Genomic DNA, 23,015 nt, shown 5'->3' with positions numbered 1-23,015 from the left:
GCGAGCAGCGAGGGAAGTCGGCTCGCAGAGCCGACCCGCGAACCATGAGTCCGGCGGCGGGACGAGACACCGCAGCGAGAAAGATCAATCAAGACAGCGGAAGTCCGCAATGTGCCGCAATCCGCCCTTCAGTCGGCGTGCAGGCCGCACGAGCGCATGCGCGCCGCAGGGTCAGAGGAACTCACCGGTAACGGTGTCCCCTTCGAGATCGGGGTAATCGTCCTTGCTGGTGGCGGCGCGCAGGCTCTCGATGTCCTGATGGGCGCGGCTCAGACGGCCGACGATATTGGCTTCCTCGGCGATGGACAGGAAGTAGGGGTAGAGCGAGCGCACTTCGAGTGACAGTTCGGGGCGGCCGCCCAGATTGGCGATTTGCTCCTGCACATAGGCAAAATCCAAGCACATCAGAACTGCCGGTGCGTTGACGCGTGGGTTTTGGCGTTGGCCGGTCAGGACCTTGAAGCCCAGCATGGCTTGATAGAAACGCACGTGGCGGGGATTGACCTCGATCAGCAGACTGTCGAAGCCCATCAGCCGGTGGGCGTAGATGTAGGCGACATGAAACAGCGAGGCCAGCACGCGCTTGGACTTGGAAACGTTGTCCACCGCCAGCTTGGTGAACTCACAGATGTTGCGACGCTCGGCTCGCAGGGCATCGGTTTCGTGGCCGAAGGTTTCATCGACATTGAGGCCGGCCGGCGAATCAAAGCCAATGGTGATGGTGCCGATGATGACTTCAGCGTCACTGGCCACCAAGGTGATGCGTTGTGGTTCGGCTTCCTCGGGCAGGTCGCTGGCGATGTAGCCGCGCGAGGCATAGCGGCGCTGGATCAGCACGCTGGCGGAACTGCGGCGACCTGACGAATCGGCGTTGCGGATCTTGAACAGCCGCTGATTGATCTCCACCCCATTGCCAGCCACCTCGCTCTGCAGCAACTCAGGCAGCAGCGATTGCAGTTTGTGTGGTGACTCGAACGTCACGCCAATGATGGTGTCGCCTTGCAAAGTACTACTTCCTTGTGCTCTCACGTGCAACCTGGCGACTGAGCGTTCGCGCCAGGCTCATTCCGAAGACTTGCGACCTTGGGGCGAGGATTGTCTCCAAATATCGGTCACCTTACACAAATTCCGTGCAATTTGACTCAGTATCGATCTCTAGTTTGATTCAAGTTGTCAGTGTGATTTAGGCGTCAGAGCTGGAGGAAGCGGACCAAGCCTTCCAGATGGTCTTCAAAATCGCTGAGGCCATGGTCGCTGCCTTCCAAGAGCTGGATCGGCCCCGCGGCATAGCGGGCCTGCATTTCACGCCAGTCCAGCAGCTCATCACCCTTGGCCACCACGGCGAGGCAACGCTCTGGGTTTAGCAAACGCTCCGGCCGCAGTGTGCGCAATTCATCGACGAACTCAGGCTGGAAGAAAAAGCGTTCCGCCGGATCCTGCCAGCAGCTTTGCTCGCCGATATAGGCCGCCAGATCGCGAGCCGGGTCGACGGCGGGGTTGATCACGACGGCGCGCCAGCCCGGGCGATCCTGGATCAAGGCACTGGTGTAGAAGCCCCCCAAGGAGCTGCCCATGACGGCCGATCGTTCTGCCGGCCAGTCTTGCGTCAAGGTTTGCAGCAGTGCGAATGCCGCACGTGGCGAGGGCGGCAGTTGCGGGCAGGCGAAATGAAGGTCGGGTCGATGGGCTGCCACCCAGGTCTGCATGCGCACCGCCTTGGCCGAGCGTGGCGAGGAGCGAAAGCCATGAAGGTAGAGCAGGTGGCTGCGGCGTGGCGTTTCAGTGCCTGAGCCGGCTGGATCGGAAGCGATGGACATGCGTCTGAGTGTAGGTCGCAGCCCGATCCGTGTTTACCCGCATGCGGTGGCATCGCTCAGCCATTGACGACAGGCAGATGACAGGACACAGTTGCGCGCTTCGCGCCGCTGCGGGTCGGGCCTGAGGCCCCTCGGGGCCGGTTTCCATGCTGGCACAGCCTCTCGTTTTCTGCGGCCGCGCGACACTCAATCTCTCTCGTTGCGCCTTCGCGCCAAGGATTTGTTGCATGTCCATTCCGAAACAAGACGTCCAGCCCGCTGCGCTGGTGACGACGACGCACCGCGCCCCCGTGCGCTCTGCCTTGAAGCTGTCGACGCTGGCCGCCGCCGTGGCGGTGCTCAGCGCCTGCGCCACCACCACCCCTCCGAGCGGCAGCGCCGGTGCCCCACCGTCTCCCGCTGCAGCTGCGACGCCGGCCGCAACGCCAGCGCCCGCGGCGGGCAGCACGGCTACAGCGGCCGCACCGGCTGCACCCGGCGCCGCGGCACCGGCCGCAGCGGCTGGCGCCCGTCCGCCGGCTGATCCCAGCGCGCCCAAGCCATTTGCCGACATCATCAAGGACGCCAAGGTCCAGGACGGTCTGTTCCCGATCTGGCGCAAGGACGAGAAAGTCTGGCTGGAACTGCCCAAGGACAAGATCGGCAAGCCCTTCCTGTTCACCGTCAATGTGGCCAATGCCATCGGTGAGCGCGGCCTCTACGCCAGCCAGATGGGCATGGACCAGATGGTCGAATGGCGTCGCATCGGCAACCAGATCCAGTTGGTGGCATTGAACACCGCCTTCCGTGGCGAAGGCGGCGGCAAGGCCGCGGTGGCCCAGGCCTTCTCGCCCAGCCTGCTGGCCTCTGGCACGGTGGCCAGTGCGGAGCACCCCGAGCGCAAATCGGTGCTGGTCGACGCCAGCATGTTCCTCGGCGATATCCCGGGCCTGTCCACCCGCCTGGAAGGCGCTTACCGCCTGCCTTTCGCCCCGGACCGCGCCAACTCCTTCATCGAAGCCAGCCGTGCCGATGCGAAGCTGAGCACGCTGACCGCGCGCATGCACTTCTCGACACCGCGCATTCCGGCTCCGCCGCTGACACCGACCCCGGTGCCCATGCCCACGCCGCCGCAGGCCACGCCCGATCCGCGCAGCCTGTTCGTCAGCTTCGTCTACAGCTTTGCGGCCCTGCCCGAGACTGCCATGCGCCCGCGTCTGAGCGATCCGCGCCTGGGTCACTTCATGGAGTCCTTCACCGACCTCGGTGACGACAAGAAGGCCAATGCCCGTGTGCACTACATCAAGCGCTGGCGCCTGGAGAAGAAGGACCCGTCCGCTGCGCTGAGCGAACCGGTGCAGCCCATCACGTACTGGATGGACAAGAACATCCCGGTCAAGTACCGACCTGCGGTTGAGGCGGGCATCGTGGAATGGAACAAGGCCTTCGAGAAGATCGGCTTCAAGAACGCCGTCGTCGCCAAGCAGCAGCCTGACGACGCCGATTGGGACAATATGGATGCCGGCCATGCCTCCATCCGCTGGTTCGTCGGTGCCGATGTGGGCTTTGCCATCGGCCCCAGCCATGCTGACCCGCGCAGCGGTGAGATCCTCGATGCCGACATCGGCATGAGCGATGTGTTCTCGCGTGGCTCACGCCGCATGATCGTGGAAGACGTGGCCACGGGCGCCGCGGCTCAGCCGCTGGCTGCTTTGCCGGGCCACCGCCATGGCGCCCATGAGGCGCTGTGCACCTACGCCCATGACGCAGCCTCCGAGATGAACTTCGCTCTCGATGTGCTGGAAGCGCGCGGCGACATCGCGCCCGACAGCCCCGAGGCCGAGGCCTTTGTGGCAGCGGTCATCAAGGACACCATCATGCATGAGGTGGGTCACACCCTGGGCCTGAAGCACAACTTCAAGGCCTCGACCACCGTCACCCAGAAGCAGCTGGCCGACAAGACCTACACCGATGCCCACGGCATCTCCGGCTCGGTGATGGACTACAACGCCTACAACCTGGCACTCAAGGGCGAGGCCCCGACCACCTTCAACAACACCACCCTGGGTGCCTACGACTACTGGGCCATCGAGTACGCCTACAAGCCCATCAGCGTCGAGAACGAAGCCGCCGAGCTGGCCAAGATCGCCAGCCGCAGCACCGAGCCAGCCCTGGCCTATGCCGATGACGCCGATGCCGGCGGCTTCGGCCCCTACGACGGCATGGACCCGCTGGCCAACCGCTTCGACCTGGGCGATGACCCGCTGGCTTACTACAAGAAGCGTCTGAAGCTGTCCAAGGAACTGTGGACCCGCGTGCAGGACCGCAAGCCCGAAGCCGGTGAGGATCCCTTGCGCCAGCGTCGTGCGCTGATGAGCGGTTTCAACCAGCTCTTCCGCGCCGCCGAGTTGGTGGGCAAGTACGTCGGCGGCATGCACGCCCTGCGTGATCTGCCCGGCAGCACCGGCCGTGCCAGCTTCAAGCCGGTCGAGCCCGCCAAGCAGCGCGAGGCCCTGCAGTTCCTGGCCAGTGGCCTGTTCAGCGCGGACAGCTTCAAGTTCAAGCCCGAGTTCCTGTCCACGCTGACCATCGACTACAACGAGTGGGAACGTGGCGGCCCGCTGAACGTGCCGGCCTCGGTGGCTCGTGTGCAGCTGGTGGCGCTGGATCGCCTGCTGAGCCAGAACACGGCGCTGCGCCTGATGGACATGCCGGCCTATGTGCCGGAAGCCCAGCGCAAGGGCCTGATTTCGCTCAACGAGGTCTATGCCACCTTGCAAAGCGCGATCTGGAGCGAGCTCAAGAGTGGCAGCGAGATCGACCGCCTGCGCCGCAATCTGCAGCGCGAGCACCTGAAGCGCCTGCAAGCCATCCTGACCAAAGGCGGCGGCGCCTCGGGCCAGATGGCCGATGCCTACGCTCTGGCCCGACTGCAAGCCAACAACTTGGCCGCCGAGCTGCGCGCCGCCGTGGCCAAGGGCGGACAAACCGTCGAGACCCGTGCCCACCTGGCCGAAAGCCTGGACACGCTGAACAGCGCCCTCAAGGCCTCGATGTCGCGCTCCTGATCTGACATCAGTTCTTGACGAACAAGGCCGGCGCCGAAGGGCGCCGGCCTTTTTTTGTGCGACTGCTTTTGACGGTAATCGGCATGAGGCCGCCTTTGGTTTTGCTCGTGAGGCCCTGCAGCCCCTGCCGCCACCGGGCTCATGGTCCCGGGGTCGGCCCTGGCGGGCCGACTTCCCTGCGCTGCTCGCGCCTCTGGGCCGGTGCCCATCTCACTTCATTCGCTTCGCTCATTGCGTTCAGACAAGGGGCACCGAGTCAGCGCTTGAGGCGCGCGAGTACGCGCGCGCCCCGAGGCGCTGTGCTGCTCGGCCCGGCACAAATCGCCCGGCAGCGGCACGGGCTGCAGGGCGCCTGCATCGCGGGCGAAGTGCCCCATCAACGGTGGAGCGCGCCACATCCGAAGGTGGCTCGGCTCGCCGACGGGCGATTTGTGCGCGGCCGAGGGCGCAGCGGAGAGGCTCAGGCGCGTGTATCCACGCGCTTCAAGCGCTGACTCGGCGCCACTGTTTGACCACAGTGAGCGCAGCGAACGGAGGGAGATTGGCGCCGCTGAGCCGCGGAGTGAGCACCGAGGGGAGTCGGCTCGCAGAGCCGACCCGCGAACCATGAGCCCGGCGGCGGGACGAGACACCGCAGCGAGAAAAATCAAGACAGCGGAGGTCCGCAATGTGCCAACACCCGCCACAGCAGCCCTGACATCTCCATGACGCACAATCGCGCCCGCAGCGGAGACAGGGGAGGGCCGTCGGTATGAGTTTCAGTTTCGGTACACATCAGGACAGCGCCCTGATTTGCGGCTTTGTGCTGGCACCGGGCCAAGCGGGGCGGGCGATTGGCTTGGCTGAGGCTTTGCGCTGGCTGGGCGACCAGGACGCGCGCGCCAGCAGTGCCGAATTCATTTGGCTGCACTTCAATCTCACCGATGCCTCGGCCCAGGCCTGGATGCAATCGCATCTGAGTTTGCCGCCCGAGTTCTTCGAGACTTTGCGCCAAGGCTCGCGCTCCACCCGCATCGAAGATGCCGACGATCATCTGATCGCCGTGGTCAACGATGTGGCCTACGAGTTTGCCTTCGACCCGTCCGAGATCGCCACGCTCTGGGTCAATGTCAGCCCGCAGGTGGCGGTCAGCGCGCGCAGCCATCCGCTGCGTTCCATCGACCGGCTGCGCGAGGCGGTCAAGATGGGCGCGCATTTCGACTCCACTGTCGCCCTGCTCAACCACCTGTTCCGTGACCAGGGCGATGTGCTGGTGCGCATCGTGCGTGATGCGACGGTGCGCGTCGATGCCATCGAGGACAGCCTGCTTGCCGGCCGTCTGCAAGCCAAGCGCAGCGAGCTCGGCCAGCTGCGCCGGGTGCTGGTGCGGCTGCAGCGCCTGCTGGCGCCGGAACCCGGTGCCTTGTTCCGGCTGCTGCGCCTGCCGCCGCCCTGGGTGGTGCCTCAGGATCTGGATGAGCTGCGTCAGGCAACCGAGGAGTTCTCTTTGGTGATCCGCGACATGGCCGCGCTGCAGGAGCGCATCAAATTGCTGCAAGAAGAAATGGCCGCCCAGGTGGGGGAACAGACCAACCGCAGCGTCTTCACCTTGACCGTGGTGACCGTGCTGGCCTTGCCGATCAACATCATGGCCGGCATGTTCGGCATGAATGTGGGCGGCGTGCCGCTGTCCGACCACCCGCATGGCTTTGCCATCCTGGCCGTGCTGGTGCTGCTGTTCACGGCGGTGGCGGGTTGGTGGGCCTTCCGCAAGCGCGACTGAGCTCAGTCCGTGTCGAGGCGCAGTTCTTCGTCGCCCTGCGCATCACGCCGGCCGCTGGGCCTCCAGCCCTGGGCGCGGTAGAAGCCATGCGCGCGCAGTGCTGGATTGACGCCGGCCATCAGCCAAGGCGGTGGGCTGCCCACCGATTGCAAATGAGTCACCGCCGCCTCCAGCAAGGCGCGCCCCACGCCTTGGCCTTCCTGGCCCGACAGCACAGCCAGCACCAGCACTTCACCGCTGGCCGGGTCCACATTGCAAAAGCCGACGGCCTGAGCTTCGTCATCGACGGCCAGCCAGCCGCAGACCGCGCCGTCATCGAAGGCCGCGCCCAGCGTGGCCGGCGTGATGCCCAGTTCGGCCAGTCTCTCGGATGAGATGGCGTTGTCCTGCGTGTGCGCTCGGATGTGGAACATGGCGCCCACATCGGCGCGGCAAGCTGCGCGCAGTCGCAAGCCCACCTCAGCTGCGGGCGGCGCGCTCGGCCAGGGCCGCCAGCAGCTTGTCGTGAATGCCGCCGAAGCCGCCATTGCTCATGCACAGCAGGTGGTCGCCCGGGCGGGCGGCCTTGAGCACCGCAGCGATCAATGCGTCGATATTCGCCGTCACGACGGCTTGCGTGCCCATCGGCGCCAGGGCCTCGGCGGCGTCCCAGCCCAGGCCGTCCTGGTGGCAGAAGCTCAGGTCGGCGGCCTCCAGGGCCCAAGGCAGCTGCGCCTTCATGGTGCCCAGCTTCATGGTGTTGGAGCGCGGCTCGAAAATGGCCAGGATGCGCTCCGCCGGTGCGATGCGGCGGCGCAGGCCGTCCACCGTGGTGCGGATCGCGGTGGGGTGGTGGGCGAAGTCGTCGTAGACCTTGATGCTGCCCCCGGCAACGGTGACTTCGCCGCGCAGTTCCATGCGGCGGCGCACGTTCTTGAATTCGGTCAGGGCGGCGGCACTCTGCTCGGGCGTCACGCCCAGGTGCTCGGCGGCGGCGATGGCGGCCAGGGCGTTGAGCTGGTTGTGCTCGCCGATCAACGACCACTCGACCCGCGCCACCTTGAGGCTGCCGCGCAGCACATCGAAGGCCTGCGGTTCGCCGCGCGCGCGCAGGGCGCCGCTTTCTTCCTTGCGAGCCCCGAATCGCTGCACCTCGCTCCAGCAGCCGCGGCTGAGCACGCGCTGCAGCGCCTCTTCGCGGGCATTGAGCACGATACGGCCGCTGGCCGGCACGGTGCGCACCAGGTGGTGGAACTGGGTCTCGATGGCGGCCAGGTCGGGGAAGATGTCGGCGTGGTCGTACTCAAGGTTGTTCAGCACGGCCGTGCGCGGGCGGTAGTGCACGAACTTGCTGCGCTTGTCGAAGAAAGCCGTGTCGTATTCGTCCGCCTCAATCACGAATGCAGGACCCGAACCGAGCTTGGCGCTGACGCCAAAGTTCTGCGGCACACCGCCGACCAGAAAACCTGGCTGCAGGCCGGCGTGTTCAAGGATCCAGGCCAGCATCGAGGTGGTGCTGGTCTTGCCGTGCGTGCCGGCGACGGCCAGCACATGGCGGCCCTGCAGCACATGCTCGGCCAGCCATTGCGGGCCGCTGGTGTAGGCGGCGCCAGCGTCGAGGATGGCTTCCATCAGCGGGAACTTCTCGCCGCGCGTGACCACATTGCCGATCACGAACACATCGGGCTTCAGCGCCATCTGCTCGGCGCCAAAGCCTTGGGTCAGCTCAATGCCCAGGGCTTGCAGCTGATCGCTCATCGGCGGGTAGACATTGGCATCGCAGCCGGTGACGCGGTGGCCCGCCTCGCGCGCCAGGGCGGCCAGGCCACCCATGAAAGTGCCGCAGATGCCGAGGATGTGGATGTGCATGGTCGTGATCGTCAATCGTCAGAAACGGGGTGCGAGCGTAGCTCGTGCGGCAATGGTTCAGGCCATGAACCACGCTTCGCTCAGGGGCAGGGCGTCTTCGAGCGAGTTCAGCACCAGGCAGCGCGGTGCGATCTCGGGGTCCGGGGATTTGAGATCGGGCACCAGCACCACACCGGCGCCCGCGGTCAGCGCCCCGCGGGCGCCGAAGCTGGAGTCTTCAAACACCAGGGTCTGCTCGGGCGGGCAGCCCAGGCTGCGCGCGGCCAGCTCGAACAGGTCGGGGTGGGGCTTGCCGCGTGCGACCTGGTCGCCGCCGTGGATGGGGCCGAAAAAGCCCAGCAAACCGGCCCGGCCCAGGCGCCGCAGCACCTCGGCATGGCGGGTGGAGGAGGCCACCGCGCAGGGCACGCGGCGCGCTTGTAGCGCCTGAAGCAGCGCCAGCGCACCGGGGCGCAAGGCAAAGCCCTGGCCCTGGAACTGCACCTCGACCTCGCGGTCCACCGCCTCGTACATGGCCTCGGCGATGGCGTGCGAGCCCAACATATCGCTCAGCACCCGCAGGCTGTCGCGGCGGTTGATGCCCACGGTCTGCAGATAGTCGGCTTCGCTGAGTGGGGTGCCAGCGGCCGCACTCTGGCGCAGCCAGGCGTCACGGATGGGCCGCTCGGAATCGAGCAGCAGGCCATCCATATCAAAGATGGCCGCGGTGAAGCGGCGGCCGGTGTGCGGCATGACAGGGGGCGCTGAGATCAGCGCAGGGCGTGGCGAGCGGCGTCCAGCGTGGCCTGGATGTCGGCCTCACTGTGGGCGGCGGAGACAAAGCCGGCTTCATACAGCGCCGGGGCCAGATAGATGCCGGCGTCCAGCATGGCGTGGAAGAAGCGGTTGAAGCGCTCCTTGTCGGTGGTCATCACGGTCTGGTATTCCTGCGGCAGCTGGTCCATCAGGAAGAAGCCGAACATGCCGCCTTGGCAATCGACGCTGAAGGGCACGCCGTTGTCTTTCGCGACGGCCGCCAAGCCATCGACCAGGCGGCGCGTCTTGGCCGATAGGTCTTCGAAGAAACCGGGCTTCTGGATCTCGCGCAGCGTGGCCAGGCCGCAGGCGGTGGCCACCGGGTTGCCGCTCAGGGTGCCGGCCTGGTAGACGCCGCCCAGCGGGGCCAGGTGCTTCATGATGTCGCGGCTGGCGCCGAAGGCGGCCAGGGGCATGCCGCCGCCGATGACCTTGCCAAACACGCTGATGTCGGGCTTGAAGCCGGGGATCAGGCTGGCGTAATGGCCTTGGGCGCTGTGCAGACCGACGCGGAAGCCGGTCATCACCTCGTCCAGCACCAGCAGGGCGCCGTGTTCGGTGCAGAGCTCTCGCAGGCGCTTCATGTACGCCGTCTGGGTGCGCACGAAGTTCATATTGCCGGCGATCGGCTCGATGATCACGCAGGCCAGTTCCTTGCCGTGCAGGGCAAAGGCTTCTTCCAGCTGGGCCAGATGGTTGAACTCCAGCACCAGGGTGTGCTGGGCCACCTCGGCCGGCACGCCGGCGCTGGTCGGGTGGCCGAAGGTGGCAAGACCTGACCCTGCCTTGACCAGCAGCGCGTCGGTGTGGCCGTGGTAGCAGCCCTCGAACTTGATGAACTTGCTGCGGCCGGTGGCGCCGCGCGCCAGGCGGATGGCGCTCATGGTCGCCTCGGTGCCCGAGGACACCAGGCGCACCTGCTCCATGCTGGGCACCAGCTTCAGGATCTCTTCGGCCAGCTCGATCTCACGCTCGGTCGGCGCGCCAAAGGAGAAGCCCTCTTGTGCGGCCTTGGTGACCGCTTCCAGCACGGCCGGGTGGCCGTGGCCGAGGATCATCGGGCCCCAGGAGCCGATGTAGTCGATGTAGCGCTGGCCTTCGGCATCGAAAATGTAGGCGCCATCGCCGCGGGTGATGAAGCGCGGCGTGCCGCCGACCGCGCGGAAGGCGCGCACCGGCGAGTTCACGCCACCGGGGATCACGCGCTGGGCGCGTTCGAACAAAGCTTGGTTCTTGGACATCTTGATGAGGCTCGGCGAACGAAAAGACGGCCCCGATCGGGGCCATGGGCTTCGGTGCCAGCAGGCACAGGTTTCAGTGCATGCGGCGCGGCGGACGGCCCGGTGCGGGCTCGTCCAGGGTCAGGGTGGGGGTGCTGGCATGGCCGGCAGCTTCGGCGGCCATGGCGGCTTCTTCCTCTTCGCTGGGCGGCAGGGCCCAGAAGAAGCGGTCGGGAACGACATTGCCCATGCCGGGGCGGAAACCGCCATCCAGGGCCTGGTCCAGAAAGGACAAGGCCTCGCCGACGGCCGAGTGGATTTCGGCGCCGACCGAGAGCAGGGCGGCCAGGCCGGCCGAGAGCGTGTCACCGGCGCCGACGAAGTTGACTTCGAAGCGCTCGAACTTCTCGCCCGTCACCGGGCCGGCCGGCGTGGCCAGCACATTGTCGACAAACTGATTGGGCAGCTGGATGCCGGTGACCAGCACATGGGCCGTGCCATGCTGGCCGGCGGCCACGGCCAGCTCGCGCGGTGAGGCCGGGCGATCGGCGTCCCAGTCGGGCAGCAGGAAGTCGCTCAAGGTCTTGTGGTTGCCGACCAGCACATGGGTCTGCGGCAGCACCAGCTCGCGGAAGGCATCCAGATAGCTGGCCTGCTGCTCTTCGTCGAGCCAGGACACATTGGGCAGGTAGGCGACCAGGGGCACGTCGGGGTAGTCCGACAGCACCTCGGCCACGGCGCTCACGCCCTCGGCGCTGCCCAGAAAGCCGACCTTCCAGGCGCTGATCTGCACATCTTCCAGAATCAGGCGGGCCTGCTCGGCGATGGTGTCGGGGTCCAGGGTGTGGTGCTCGAACACCTCGGCCGTGTCGCGCAGCACGATGGCGCTGACCACCGGCAGGCAGTGCGCGCCCATGGCGGCGATGGTGGCGATGTCGCCGGCCAGGCCACCGGCGCCGCTGGCGTCGCTGGCATTGAAGCTCAAGACGCAGGCCGGGGCTTGCGGCTCCTGCTCGTCGGCGGGCGCCGTCGGATCGGCGGCGCTGGGGGTGTCGGTCTTGTGATTCATGGTGTGCGGCGCGGGTTCAGAGGACAGAAATTGCAAGCAAATGCAAATGGCGGGCCGCAGGCGGCGAGGGGCTGGACAAGCTCTTTCTTTGGTCTCAGGTCAGTCTTTGAGGACTTGGTCACGAATTCGTTAGCCTGCTTTCGTGACGGGCGGGACAAGGGGAATCCTGATGTTGCGTCCTTGCCGACGGGAGCGCTCCGGCGGCCCCAGTTGGCGTGGCTACAATCTTCGCATTGTAGATAGCAAACCTATACCCATCGTGAGCGAAGCTAGTACCTGGATGTGCCTGATCTGTGGTTGGATCTACGACGAAACCACAGGGGATCCCGAGCACGGTATTGCACCGGGTACGCTGTGGGCCGATGTCGATATGAACTGGACCTGCCCTGAGTGTGGCGCCCGCAAAGAAGACTTCGAAATGGTTCGCATCTGACGCTGCCTCACAAGGCAGCGCATTCCCACCTGTTTGCTCGTGCCCGTGGCGCAGCCGCCCTGCGGGCATCGCTGTGAGGAGATAAGGCTTGAACGTACAAGTACCTGAAGGCTTTCAAGCTGCCGCAGCCGGCGCCGCGAAAGTGCTGGTCATCGACGACAGCAACACCATCCGGCGCAGCGCGGAGATCTTCCTCAAGCAAGGTGGGCACGAAGTCGTGCTGGCCGAGGATGGCTTCGATGCCTTGGCCAAGTTGAGCGACTACCAGCCGGATCTGGTGTTCTGCGACATCCTGATGCCACGCCTCGACGGCTACCAGACCTGCGCCATCATCAAGCGCAATCCGCAGTTCGCGGCGGTGCCCGTCATCATGCTGTCGTCCAAGGATGGTCTCTTCGACAAGGCGCGCGGGCGCATGGTCGGCTCTCAAGACTACCTGACCAAGCCCTTCACCAAAGACCAGTTGTTGCAGGCTGTGCTGTCCCATCGACGCGCGGCCTGAGCTTGTGTGGGTCTGACGGGCGCGGCCTGAAGGACCTGGACGTAGATGTAGTTACCGTTGTTGTTGCCGTTGTCCAAGCTTGTGTGTGCCGACAAGTCCGTCGGTTGAGTTGCCGAGGCGCAAAAGCTGCCGCCGCGGCGACGTGAGGATTCCAAATGCCGATACAAAAAATCCTGCTGGTCGATGATTCCAAGACCGAGTTGCATGTGCTCAGCGAGATGCTGGTCAAGCGCGGTTATCTGGTGCGAACCGCCGAGAACGGCGAAGAGGCGATGAAGCGCCTGGCCGAGGAAGTGCCCGACCTGATCCTGATGGACGTGGTCATGCCCGGCCAGAACGGCTTCCAGCTGACCCGCAGCATCACCCGCGACGAGCGCTTTGCTGCCGTGCCGGTGATCATGTGCACCAGCAAGAACCAGGAGACCGACAAGGTCTGGGGCATGCGCCAGGGCGCGCGTGACTATGTGGTCAAGCCGGTCAAGGCCGAGGAGTTGCTGGCCAAGATCAAGGCCCTGGGCTGAGCCCCGAGGGCGCTGACATGAGTAGCAACAACAAGCAAGCCCTGCGCGATCTGCAGACCCGCCTCGCGCAGCGCATGCAGGCGGCGCGCGATCAAGAGACCCAGGCGGCCAGCTGGCTGGCGGTCGAATGCGCAGGCGTCGGCCTGCTGCTCTCGCTGCGCCAGGCGGCTGAGATCTTCACGCCGGTGCCTATGCGGCCCTTGCCCTATGCCCAGCCCTGGCTGGCGGGCGTGGCCAATCTGCGCGGCGGCCTGTTCACCGTCGTCGATCTGGCGGTGTTCCTGGGCCTGCGTGAATCCGGTGCCCAGCGCAGTGAAGCGCGTCAGGATGTGGCCCAGGTTCGCCTGGTCTCGCTCAATGCCGAGCTCAATCTCAACTGCGCGCTCTTGGTGGATCGCCTGCTGGGCCTGCGCGGCGATGAGCAGCTGAGCCCTGATCCGGCGCAGGCCGAGGACGGCGGGGCACGCCCGCGTTTCGCCGGACCGCGCCTGCTCGACGCTGAGGGACGCAGCTGGCAGGTGCTCGATCTTGAGGCACTGTCCAAGCACGACCAGTTCCTGCGAGTCGTGGTTTGATCTGATAAGCAAACAGCCCGCCTTGAGCTAGGCTCAAGAGTCAGCGGCACGGCCAACGCCGATCCATGTGGGATCGGCTTCCAAACGTATTCACGAGGGTGAGATGAGCTTCCTGGACAAGATCAAAAACCTGGGCAAGAACGAAACCGAAGGCCAGAACGAGCACGCGGCCGCGGACTCCGTGCCCTCCGGTGCGGTGCTGGTGTCCACGCAGTCGCACACCGGCCCAGGCCAGCTGTCGAACTCCTCCATCATCTCCGAGGCCCTGCCGACCGAGCAGCAAGGCGCCACGCAGTTCGATGAAACTGCGGTCGGCACCAGCACCTTTGCCACCACCAGCGCCGCCCTCGACGGCCCGCTGACCGAACAGCCGCAGCCGGCCAAGAGCGCCGAGAACCGCCGCCAGACCCTGCTGACCGCCCTGGTGGCGGCCGGCCTGCTGGGCACCGCGGTCACCGTCAGCCTGAGCCTGGTCGGCGGCAGCCGCAGCTCGGCCCAGGTGCGTGCGGCCGGTCAGGCCTTGATGCACTCGCAGCGCATGGCCAAATCGGTGTCCACCGCCCTGGTGGGCAATCAGGGCGCGTTTGCGGAACTGCGTGAGAGCGGCAGCGTGCTGGTCGGCGTGATCGGCAATTTGCGCACCGGTGACGGCCCGCTGGCCGCAGCCCCCGGCAGCGTGCAGCCGGTGCTGGATATCGTTCAGCCTCTGGTGGAGCGGGCTGAAAAGAACGCCCAGGTGGTGCAGGCGCAGGAAAAGGTGCTGACCGAGGTCGGCCAGGCCCTGCGCGCCATCAACCGCCAATCCAGTGATCTGCTGGAAAGCGCCGAGGCCGTGGCCTCGGAATCGCTGCAACGCAACGGTTCGGCCGCTGAAATCTCGGCCGCCGGTCAGCTGGTGATGCTGACCCAGCGGATCGGCAAGAGCGCCAACGAATTCCTGACGCAGGAAGGCGTGAGCCCCGAGGCCGTGTTCCTGCTGGGCAAGGACTTGAACTCCTTCAAGCTCATTGCCGAAGCCCTGTTGAACGGCAACTCGGAGCTGCGCCTGAGCAGCGCCAAGGACCCGCAGCTGCGCGAACGTCTGGTCGCCTTGCTCAAGCAGTACGAGCAGACCCGCACCCAGGCCAAGGCCATTCTGGACAATCTGCAAGGCCTGGTGGCTTCGCGTGAAGCCCAGAAGAGCATCCTGGGCGACAGCGAGGCGCTGCGCAAAGGCCTGGAAGACCTGGCCCTCGAGTTGGAATCCGCCGGCGGCGTGAGCTGGTGGCTGGCCCTGTTGATGATTGCCTCGCTGGGCGCGTTGGTGGCAGGTTCGCTGGGCTTCCTGCGCCTCTACGTGGCGGATCAGAAGCAACGGGCTCTGCTGGCGGAAGCCCAAGAGAGCGAGGCGAAGGCGCAGGAGCGTGAAGCCAAGCGCGTCAACGACGCCAACCAGGCCGCAATTTTGCGTTTGATGAACGAGCTGCAATCGGTCGCTGAAGGTGACCTGACCCAGCAAGCGACCGTGACCGAGGACATCACCGGCGCCATCGCCGACTCGGTGAACTACACCGTGGAAGAGCTGCGCAATCTGGTCGGCCAGGTGCAGGCCACGGCCGCCCGGGTGACGGACACCACCGGCCAGGTTGACCAGACCTCGACCGATCTGCTGGCCGCCTCCAAGGAACAGCTGCACGAGATCCGTTCCACCGGTGAGGCCGTGCTGCAGATGGCCGAGCGCATCAACGAGGTGTCCAACGCTGCCCAGTCCACCGCTGAAGTGGCGCGTCAGTCGCGTCAAGCGGCCGAGTCGGGTCTGCAGGCCATGCAGAACAACATCAGCGGTATGAACGCCATCCGCGACCACATCCAGGAAACCTCCAAGCGCATCAAGCGTCTGGGCGAGTCCTCGCAAGAAATCGGCGAGATCACCGAGCTGATCTCCGACATTACCGAACAAACCAACGTGCTGGCGCTGAATGCGGCCATCCAGGCCGCCTCGGCCGGTGAAGCCGGTCGCGGCTTCTCGGTGGTGGCGGAAGAAGTGCAGCGCCTGGCGGAACGCTCGGGCGACGCCACCCGCCGGATTGCTGCCCTGGTCAAGACCATTCAGACCGACACCCACGACGCCGTGGCCGCCATGGAGCGCTCGACCCTCGGGGTGGTGCAGGGTACGCGTCTGTCCGACGCGGCCGGCAAGGCCCTGGAAGAGATCGACGCCGTGTCGCGTCGCCTGGACGAATTGATCGCGCAGATTTCCAGCCAGGCGCTCAGCGAAGCAGCCTCGGCCAATGAAGTGGCTTCCAACATCCAGCACATTTTTGCCGTGACCGAACAGACCAGCGAAGGCACGCGCTCGACCGCACAGATGGTGCACGAGCTGTCCCGTTCGGCCGAGGCTTTGAAGCAATCGGTGGCTCGGTTCAAGGTCGCCTAAGAGGCGGAGCCCGGCATGGATCAGTTCCGCGAGTCCGAGTTCCCTCCCGACCTCAGCCCTTTGGCGTGGGTGCAGGAGGAGTTGCGCCGTTCCCTTGAATCGGTTCACAAGGCGCTGCGGCGCATGCTGCGCGATGGCGACAGCAAGTTCAGCGTGCTGGGCGCCGAGGTTCCCTCCAGCTCCAAGTCGCTGCAGGCGGCCGCCGCCGAGCTGCACCAGGTGGCGGGCGTGCTGTCCCTGGTCGGCCTGCCGGCCGGTGCCACCGTGCTGCGCGCCGCCGAGCAGGCGGTGCTGCGCCTGGCCGATCGCACCGATCTGGTCGACCCTTTCCGGGTCGAGACCATCGAGCGCGCCAATTTCGCCCTGCTCAGCTATATCGCCCGCCTGCTGGCCGGCAACAAGGCCTCGACCCTGAGCCTGTTCCCCGCCTACCGCGAGCTGCAGACCTTCAACGACGCCGAGCGCGTGCACCCGGCCGACCTCTGGCAGTACGAATGGCGCTGGTGCGAGGTGCCGGCCGAGCCCGGCTGCGCGGCCCTGGCTCCCGAGCAGGGCCGCGCGCCCTTCGAAGCGGCCTTGCTCAAGCACATGCGCACGCCCAGCCCGGCCTTTGCCGGCCGCCTGAGCGATCTGTGCGCCGGCCTCGCTGCGGGCCTGATCGACACCCATGGACGCACGCTCTGGCAGCTGGCCGCCGCTCAGTTCCAGGCGCAAGCCCTGGGCCTGCTCGACGGCGATGCCTTCGTCAAGCGCCTGGGCTCGCGCCTGCTGTCCCAGCTCAAGCTCGGTCGCCAGGTCGACCCGGCGGTGCAGGAACGACTGGCGCAAGACCTCCTGTTCTTCTGTGCCCAGGCGCGCGATCCCGCCAGCGAACGCGCCGCGCCCCGCCTCAGCGCGGTGCGTCATGCCTTTGGCTTGAACGCTGATTTCCGCGGCGATTACGAAGACCAGACCTTGGGTCATATCGACCCGGCCTGGGTGGCGCAGGCGCGCCGCCGGGTCGGCGTGGCCAAGGACTCCTGGGGCAGCGCGGCCGAGGGCGACAGCCATCGCCTGGCCGGCCTGGACGAGCAGTTCGCGGCCGTGGCCGAGTCCTTGCAGCGCCTCTTCCCCAGTGGCGAGGTGCTGGGCCAGACCCTGCAGCGCGCGGTGGTTGCCACCCTGCGCTCGGGCCAGCCACCCAGCCCCGCGCTGGCCATGGAAGTGGCCACCAGCATGTTGTATGTCGAAGCGGCGCTGGATGACGCCGCTTTCGACCAGCCCGAACAGGCCGAGCGCGTGCGTGCCCTGGCCCAGCGCATCGACGCGGTCGCCCATGGTGACGCGCCGCAGCCGCTGGATGCCTGGATGGAGGACCTGTACCGCCGCGTCTCGGACCGCCAGACCCTGGGCAGCGTGGTGCATGAGCTGCGCGCCAGCCTGTCGGAAGTCGAGCGCCAGGCCGATGAGTATTTCCGCGACCCCAGCCAGCGCGCCAAGCTGATCCCGGTGCCGGCCCAGCTCTCCGCCATGCGCGGCGTGCTGACCGTGCTGGGCCTCGATCAGGCTGCGCAGGCCTGCGTGCGCATGCGCGATGAAGTCGATGAGCTGGCCAACACCGAGGTTGACACCGAGCGTGGGGGGCCGCGCGAGCTCTTCGAGCGCCTGGCCAACAATCTGGGTGCCCTGGGTTTCTTGATCGACATGCTCAGCGTCCAGCCTCAGCTGGCCAAGCGCATGTTTGTCTTTGACGAGGCCGCGGGTCGTCTGAACCCGGTCATGGGGCGGCGTGCCGATGCCAGCCCGCTGCCGCCCATGGCAGTCTCGGCACCGGCGCCTTTCGATGGCCTGATCCAGCTGGATCTGGACAGCAGCCCCAAGGCCGCCCCGCCGGCCCATCCTGCGCCGCTGGAAGAAGTCGGCGATCTGGGGCTGCCGGCCTTGCATCTCGATGGCGCCGATACGGTGGCCGCCGATGCGGTGGAGACTCCGGCCGCGGCAGCCGCTGTTGCCGCACCGGCACCCCCACCTGCACCCGCACCTGCCGCCTTCGCGCAAGACCCGGAGATGCAGGAGATCTTCCTGGAAGAGGCCACCGAGGTCCTGGCCCATGCGCGCCAGGCGCTGGCCGCCTTGCACGAAGATGGCAGCGACCGCGAACAGCTGACCACGCTGCGCCGAGCCTTCCATACCCTCAAGGGCAGCTCGCGCATGGTGGGCTTCGATGCCTACGGCGAGGGTGCCTGGGCCTGCGAGCAGCTGTTCAACGCGCGCCTGGCCGATGTCACGCCGCATGCCGATGCGCCATTGCTGGCCTTCAGCGCCGAGGCCCTGGACTATCTGGGCCAGTGGTGCGAGCAGATCGCTGGCCGCCAAAGCGGCGCCTTCCTGCCCGACCCGCTGCGTCGCAGCGCCGACGCGCTGCGTCTGCAGGGCGAAGCTCTGGCCCTGGATTGGCCGGGCCGCCAGTTGCCGGAGGCCGAAATGCCGCCCGAGCCGGCGATCGAAGCTCCGGCCCAGGAGCTGTTCCTGCCGGTCGAAGACCTGCCGCCGCTCAGCGATGCGGCATTGGATGAACTGAGCCCGGACGAACGGTCTGTGCCGGGTGTCGAGAGCCCGCAAGCGCTGGAGGCGGTCGCGCCGGAACTGGCCTTGCCAGAGCTGAACTTGCCCGAAGACGCGTCCTTGCCGGCCGTGAGCGTCAGCGAGGAGCTGCAAGCCTTGGCCGAGCTTGCCGGTTCGCTGGAGCCTGCGCCCGTCGAGCCGCCGCTGCCGGCGGTTTCGGTCGAGCCGCCGCTGCTGACCGAGGAGCCCGGGTTGGATCTGGAACTGGAGCTGGATCTGCCGCTGCTGGCAGAGCCTGCCGAGGCCGCCAAGGCCGAGGCGCCCGAGCTTCCGCCTCTGGAAGAAGCGTCTGATGCGGGCGCCGACACCGAGCTGTCGACCCAGTTGTCCACCCAGCTGATGCCGGAACTGCCCGAGTTGACCGATTGGGTGGCGACTGCGCCGCTGGACATGGGCGTCGCAGACGCCGCGTCAGCCGCGGTCGCGAGCGCAGCCCCTGAGCCCGATGCTGCGCAACCGCCCTTGCTGACCGAGTTGCTCGATCTGGCGCAGGCGGATGAAGCCGAGCCCGCTACCGCCACCGAGTTGATGGACATGGCGCCGCGCGAGGCAGACGCGAGTGCGCCCGCGCAGGACGTTCACGCGCTGCCCGAAGGTGGCAGTTTTGAGACCCTGGCGCTGGATCAGCCCTTTGTGCTGGACCTGCCGCAGGATGCGCCAGTGGCCGAAGACGCACCGCCGGCGGCCGACTTCGAACTGCCCGAGTTCGAGCTCGATCTGGAGCTGGGCGAGTTGGTGGAAGCCGCAGCGGAAATGAACGCCGAGGCCGATGCGCCGGCGGTGCCGGAGACCGCTGCTGAAACCGACCTGGAAGCCGGCGTGGATGCCGACGCGGCAGCCGAGCTGACGCTGAATCTCGACGGTGTCAGCGATGGTGCCCTCGACGAGGCATTGAGCCTGGCCGCGGCGCCCGACGAAACTCCGCAGGGTGAGGAATCCGCCGCCGAGCAGGTGCTCGAGGTGGCTGCAGACCCGGTAGACGAGGTTCAGGTTCTTGAGTCACCCGCTGACGCTGCCCACGCCCTGGAGGCCGAGGACGCGGCCGGTGCATCTTCGCCCGACGCCATCGAAGCCGCCGAGTTGCCGCTGGCGCCGGTGATTTCCCTGGTGCCTCACCTCAGCCTGGTCAGCTCGCAAGAGCGTCCGCAGGCCGAGTCGGCCGCTGCAGCGCAGGCTTCGGCCGAAGCAGACGAGGTTGGGCAGGGGCAAGATGTTGGCAGCGATGAAGGCGCCGATGAAAGCGCCGATGAGGGCGTCAAGGTCATTGGCCCGCTGCGCATCAGCATCACGCTGTTCAACATCTTCCTGAACGAGGCCGACGAACTTTCGCGCCGCCTGGCCACCACCCTGGCCGAATGGGCCATGGAGTTGACTCCGCCGGTGCCACCGCAGTGTGAGTCGCTGGCCCATGCCCTGGCCGGCAACTCCGCCACGGTGGGTTATGAGGACCTGTCGACCCTGGCCCGTGCCCTGGAGCATGCGCTGGGCCGGGCCCAGCGTGCCCAGCGCTTCAGCGAGGCCGAAGGCCAGCTCTTCGAGCGTGCGGCCGAGGACATTCGTCAGTTGCTGCATCAGTTCGCGGCCGGTTTCTTGCGCAGCGTGGATGCCTCGCTGGTCGAGCGCCTGCATGCGTACGAGCCCGAGGTGGACAGCAGCCATCTGGGCAGCTTCGATGAGCTGGACGATCTGGGCGAGCCCGAAGGCCCGACCCCGACCGTGGCCGACGACACCCTGGACCTGCATCTGCCGGCCTTCCAGGCGGCCGCGCCTGCACCGGTCGAGCCCACGCCCACGGCCGATCAGGACGAGGTGGAGCCGGGCTTGCCCGACGAGATCGACCCCGTCTTGCTGCCCATCTTCGAAGAAGAAGCCCGCGAGCTGCTGCCGCAGCTGCATGCCGCCTTGCGCGACTGGCTGGCCCGTCCGCAAGACCGCAGTGCAGCCGACGCTTGCATGCGCGCCCTGCACACCTTCAAGGGTGGCGCCCGCCTGACCGGCGCGATGCGCCTGGGTGAGCAGGCCCACGAGCTGGAGTCGGCCGTCGAGGCGGCGCTGGCCATGGACCCGCCGGACAGCGCCACCTTGCAGGCCTTGCAGGATGGTGGCGATGCGCTGGAAGCCGGTCTGGATCGTCTGCTGGCCCGCGAACAAGTGCCCGATCTCGACCCCTTCACCGCCACCGAGGTGGTGGAGGTGCAAGCGACAGCGGCCGCACCCGCCGCCGAGGTGGACATCGCCTTGCCCGATGCGAGCGAGACGCCCACTCCGGACCTGGCGGTCGAACGTCTTGCGGCGGAGAGCGATGCCTCGCTTGAACCCCCGCAGGAACCGGTCCCCGAGCCGGTGGCGCCGCGCCGCATCGACTGGTCGCGTTTCAGCGAGCGCCAGGCCAGCCCGGACGACATCACCATCGAGCTGCCGGGCGCGGGCCCGCAGGCCATGGTGCGCGTGCGCGGCAGCCTGCTGGAGCGCATGACGGCCCAGGCCGGCGAGGTCAGCATCCGGCGTGCGCGCCTGGAGTCCGAGCTGGCGCAGATGAAGGGCTCGCTGCTCGATCTGGACGACAACTTGTCTCGCCTGCGCACCCAGTTGCGCGAGCTGGAGCTGCAGGCCGAAGCCCAGATGGGCACGCAGCAGGAGCTGCATCAAAAGGCCGGCCGCGATTTCGACCCGCTGGAGTTCGACCGCTACACCCGCTTCCAGGAGCTGACCAAGATGCTGACCGAATCGGTCGGCGACGTGGCCACCGTGCAGCGCGCCTTGCAGCGCAATGTGCAGCTGGGTGAAGACGAGCTGGCGGCGCAATCGCGGCTGACGCGTGAGCTGCAGGACGATTTGCTGCGCACGCGACTGGTCGAGTTCGACAGCCTGGGTGAGCGCATGCACCGCGTGGTGCGCCAGGCCTCGCGCGATGCCGGCCGGCAAGCCCAGCTGGAGATCATCGGCGGCCAGACCGAGCTGGACCGCAGCGTGCTGGAGCGCATGGCGGGGCCGTTTGAGCATCTGCTGCGCAACAGCATCAGCCACGGCATCGAGGCGCCCGAGCAACGCCAGGCCCTGGGCAAGCCCGCGCAAGGCACGGTGCGCCTCGAGCTGCGCCAGGAGGGCAATGAAATCCTGCTCAGCTTCAGCGATGACGGTGCCGGCCTGGACCTGAAACGCATCCGCGAACGTGGCGAGCAAATGGGCCTGATCCAGGCCGGCGAGTCGCTCACTGATGCGGCGCTGATGCAGCTGATCTTCACCTCCGGCTTCTCCACGGCCACCCAGGTGACCGAGCTGAGCGGCCGCGGCGTGGGCATGGACGTGGTGCGGGCCGAAGTCAGCACCCTGGGTGGTTCGATCACGACCGAATCAACCCCGGGCCAGGGCACGCGCTTTGCGCTGCGCCTGCCGCTGACCACGGCGCTGACCCAGGTCGTGCTGCTGCGCAGCGGCGACCAGGTGGTGGCGGTGCCCGCCAGCTTGATGGATTCGCTGCAACGCGTGCCTCAGGATCAGGTCGAGGCTGCCTACGCCAACGGCACACTGAACCATGGCGGCGAGACCCTGCCGTTCTACTGGCTGGGCGGCCTGCTGGGCCAGCCGGGCCGGGGCCATGGTCAGGGCCGTTACCTGCCGGTGGTGCTGATGCGTAGCGCGCAGCAGCGCCTGGCCCTGCACGTGGATGAAGTGCTGGGCAACCAGGAAGTGGTGGTCAAGAACATCGGCGCACAGCTGAGCCGCGTACCGGGCCTGGCGGGTGTGAGCCTGCTGGCTTCGGGTGATGTGGCGCTGATCTACAACCCGGTGGCCCTGGCGGCCTGGTACGGTGAGCAAGCACAGCAGCGCCTGGTTGAGGCCCGCGAGGCCGCCGAGCTGGCCGAAGCGACCGGCATGGTGCCGCTGCAAGCGGTGGCCGAGCCGGCCGAGGATCTGCCGCCGCTGGTGCTGGTGGTCGACGACTCGCTGACCGTGCGTCGCGTCACCCAGCGCTTGCTGGAGCGCGAAGGCTACCGCGTGCAGCTGGCCAAGGATGGCCTCGATGCGATGGAGGCCTTGGGTGGCGACGAGTTGCCAGCCCTGGTGCTGTCCGACATCGAGATGCCGCGCATGGACGGTTTCGACCTGCTGCGCAACATCCGTGGCGATGCCCGCCTGCGTGCGCTGCCGGTGGTGATGATCACCTCGCGGATCGCGCAGAAGCACCGCGACTATGCCGAGCAGCTGGGCGCCGATCATTACCTGGGCAAGCCCTATGACGAAGCGCACTTGCTGGAGCTCATTGCTCGCTACACTGCGACGCAAGCGCACAGCAAGACGGAGGCAGCGGCCTTGCTGCCTTGAAGGGGCGGCAGGCGAGGGTGGCCATGCAGGCGGCCCTCGTCTTTTGCTGCTGCTGCTGCGACCGCAGCTCGCAAGCCGAA

15 protein-coding genes are annotated in these 23,015 nt (G+C 66.9%); 8 read left to right on the top strand and 7 right to left on the bottom strand.

Annotated elements, in window-relative coordinates; genetic code table 11:
• Nucleotides 1-171: 171 nt before the first annotated feature.
• Both AC1Q6P_RS22070 and AC1Q6P_RS22065 read right to left on the bottom strand, forming a co-directional pair.
• Nucleotides 172-1,005, bottom strand: a complete 834-nt coding sequence (locus AC1Q6P_RS22070) for an N-acyl amino acid synthase FeeM domain-containing protein (protein WP_102767804.1) — start codon at nt 1,003-1,005, stop codon at nt 172-174.
• Between the two features lie 185 nt (nt 1,006-1,190).
• Nucleotides 1,191-1,817 (bottom strand): YqiA/YcfP family alpha/beta fold hydrolase, encoded by a 627-nt coding sequence (locus AC1Q6P_RS22065; protein WP_492665983.1) that lies wholly within the window; start codon nt 1,815-1,817, stop codon nt 1,191-1,193.
• A 227-nt stretch (nt 1,818-2,044) separates the two neighbouring features.
• On the opposite strand from AC1Q6P_RS22065, the gene AC1Q6P_RS22060 reads away from it, so the two are divergent.
• Nucleotides 2,045-4,864, top strand: coding sequence for a zinc-dependent metalloprotease (locus AC1Q6P_RS22060; RefSeq protein WP_492665982.1), 2,820 nt, complete (start codon nt 2,045-2,047; stop codon nt 4,862-4,864).
• Nucleotides 4,865-5,615: 751 nt separating this feature from the next.
• Entirely contained in the window at nt 5,616-6,626 is a 1,011-nt protein-coding gene (locus tag AC1Q6P_RS22055; RefSeq protein WP_492665981.1) for a transporter, read from the top strand.
• A 2-nt stretch (nt 6,627-6,628) separates the two neighbouring features.
• Here AC1Q6P_RS22055 and AC1Q6P_RS22050 read toward each other — a convergent pair whose 3' ends face one another.
• The 5 genes from AC1Q6P_RS22050 to thiD form a co-directional block, all read right to left on the bottom strand.
• Nucleotides 6,629-7,039, bottom strand: a complete 411-nt coding sequence (locus AC1Q6P_RS22050) for a GNAT family N-acetyltransferase (protein WP_492665980.1) — start codon at nt 7,037-7,039, stop codon at nt 6,629-6,631.
• 46 nt (nt 7,040-7,085) lie between these two features.
• A complete protein-coding gene (gene mpl / locus AC1Q6P_RS22045; RefSeq protein ID WP_492665984.1) occupies nt 7,086-8,474 on the bottom strand; it encodes a UDP-N-acetylmuramate:L-alanyl-gamma-D-glutamyl-meso-diaminopimelate ligase in 1,389 nt (462 codons plus the stop codon).
• 57 nt (nt 8,475-8,531) lie between these two features.
• On the bottom strand, nt 8,532-9,206 hold the full coding sequence (locus AC1Q6P_RS22040; protein ID WP_492665979.1) for an HAD family hydrolase: 675 nt from the start codon (nt 9,204-9,206) through the stop codon (nt 8,532-8,534).
• 17 nt (nt 9,207-9,223) lie between these two features.
• Complete coding sequence (gene hemL / locus AC1Q6P_RS22035) at nt 9,224-10,510, bottom strand: glutamate-1-semialdehyde 2,1-aminomutase (RefSeq protein WP_492665978.1); 1,287 nt, start codon at nt 10,508-10,510, stop codon at nt 9,224-9,226.
• Between the two features lie 73 nt (nt 10,511-10,583).
• Nucleotides 10,584-11,558, bottom strand: coding sequence for a bifunctional hydroxymethylpyrimidine kinase/phosphomethylpyrimidine kinase (gene thiD / locus AC1Q6P_RS22030; protein ID WP_102767796.1), 975 nt, complete (start codon nt 11,556-11,558; stop codon nt 10,584-10,586).
• A 280-nt stretch (nt 11,559-11,838) separates the two neighbouring features.
• Here thiD and AC1Q6P_RS22025 point away from each other — a divergent pair, with 280 nt between their 5' ends.
• From AC1Q6P_RS22025 to AC1Q6P_RS22000, 6 genes are all read left to right on the top strand, one after another.
• A complete protein-coding gene (locus tag AC1Q6P_RS22025) occupies nt 11,839-11,991 on the top strand; it encodes a rubredoxin (protein WP_102767795.1) in 153 nt (50 codons plus the stop codon).
• Nucleotides 11,992-12,079: 88 nt separating this feature from the next.
• Complete coding sequence (locus AC1Q6P_RS22020; RefSeq protein WP_102767794.1) at nt 12,080-12,493, top strand: response regulator; 414 nt, start codon at nt 12,080-12,082, stop codon at nt 12,491-12,493.
• A 155-nt stretch (nt 12,494-12,648) separates the two neighbouring features.
• Nucleotides 12,649-13,014 carry a response regulator gene (locus AC1Q6P_RS22015; RefSeq protein ID WP_102767793.1) on the top strand — a complete coding sequence of 122 codons (366 nt, stop codon included), beginning with the start codon at nt 12,649-12,651 and terminating at the stop codon, nt 13,012-13,014.
• A gap of 17 nt (nt 13,015-13,031) precedes the next feature.
• Nucleotides 13,032-13,589, top strand: a complete 558-nt coding sequence (locus tag AC1Q6P_RS22010) for a chemotaxis protein CheW (protein ID WP_492665977.1) — start codon at nt 13,032-13,034, stop codon at nt 13,587-13,589.
• 103 nt (nt 13,590-13,692) lie between these two features.
• Nucleotides 13,693-16,005 carry a methyl-accepting chemotaxis protein gene (locus AC1Q6P_RS22005; RefSeq protein ID WP_102767791.1) on the top strand — a complete coding sequence of 771 codons (2,313 nt, stop codon included), beginning with the start codon at nt 13,693-13,695 and terminating at the stop codon, nt 16,003-16,005.
• A 15-nt stretch (nt 16,006-16,020) separates the two neighbouring features.
• Nucleotides 16,021-22,935, top strand: coding sequence for a hybrid sensor histidine kinase/response regulator (locus AC1Q6P_RS22000; protein ID WP_492665976.1), 6,915 nt, complete (start codon nt 16,021-16,023; stop codon nt 22,933-22,935).
• Nucleotides 22,936-23,015 lie beyond the last annotated feature (80 nt).

The organism is Roseateles sp. GW835-FHT13E02 (assembly GCF_058794035.1).
Note: the sequence above shows the minus strand (reverse complement) of the source record. Positions and strands in the feature narration are given on the sequence as shown.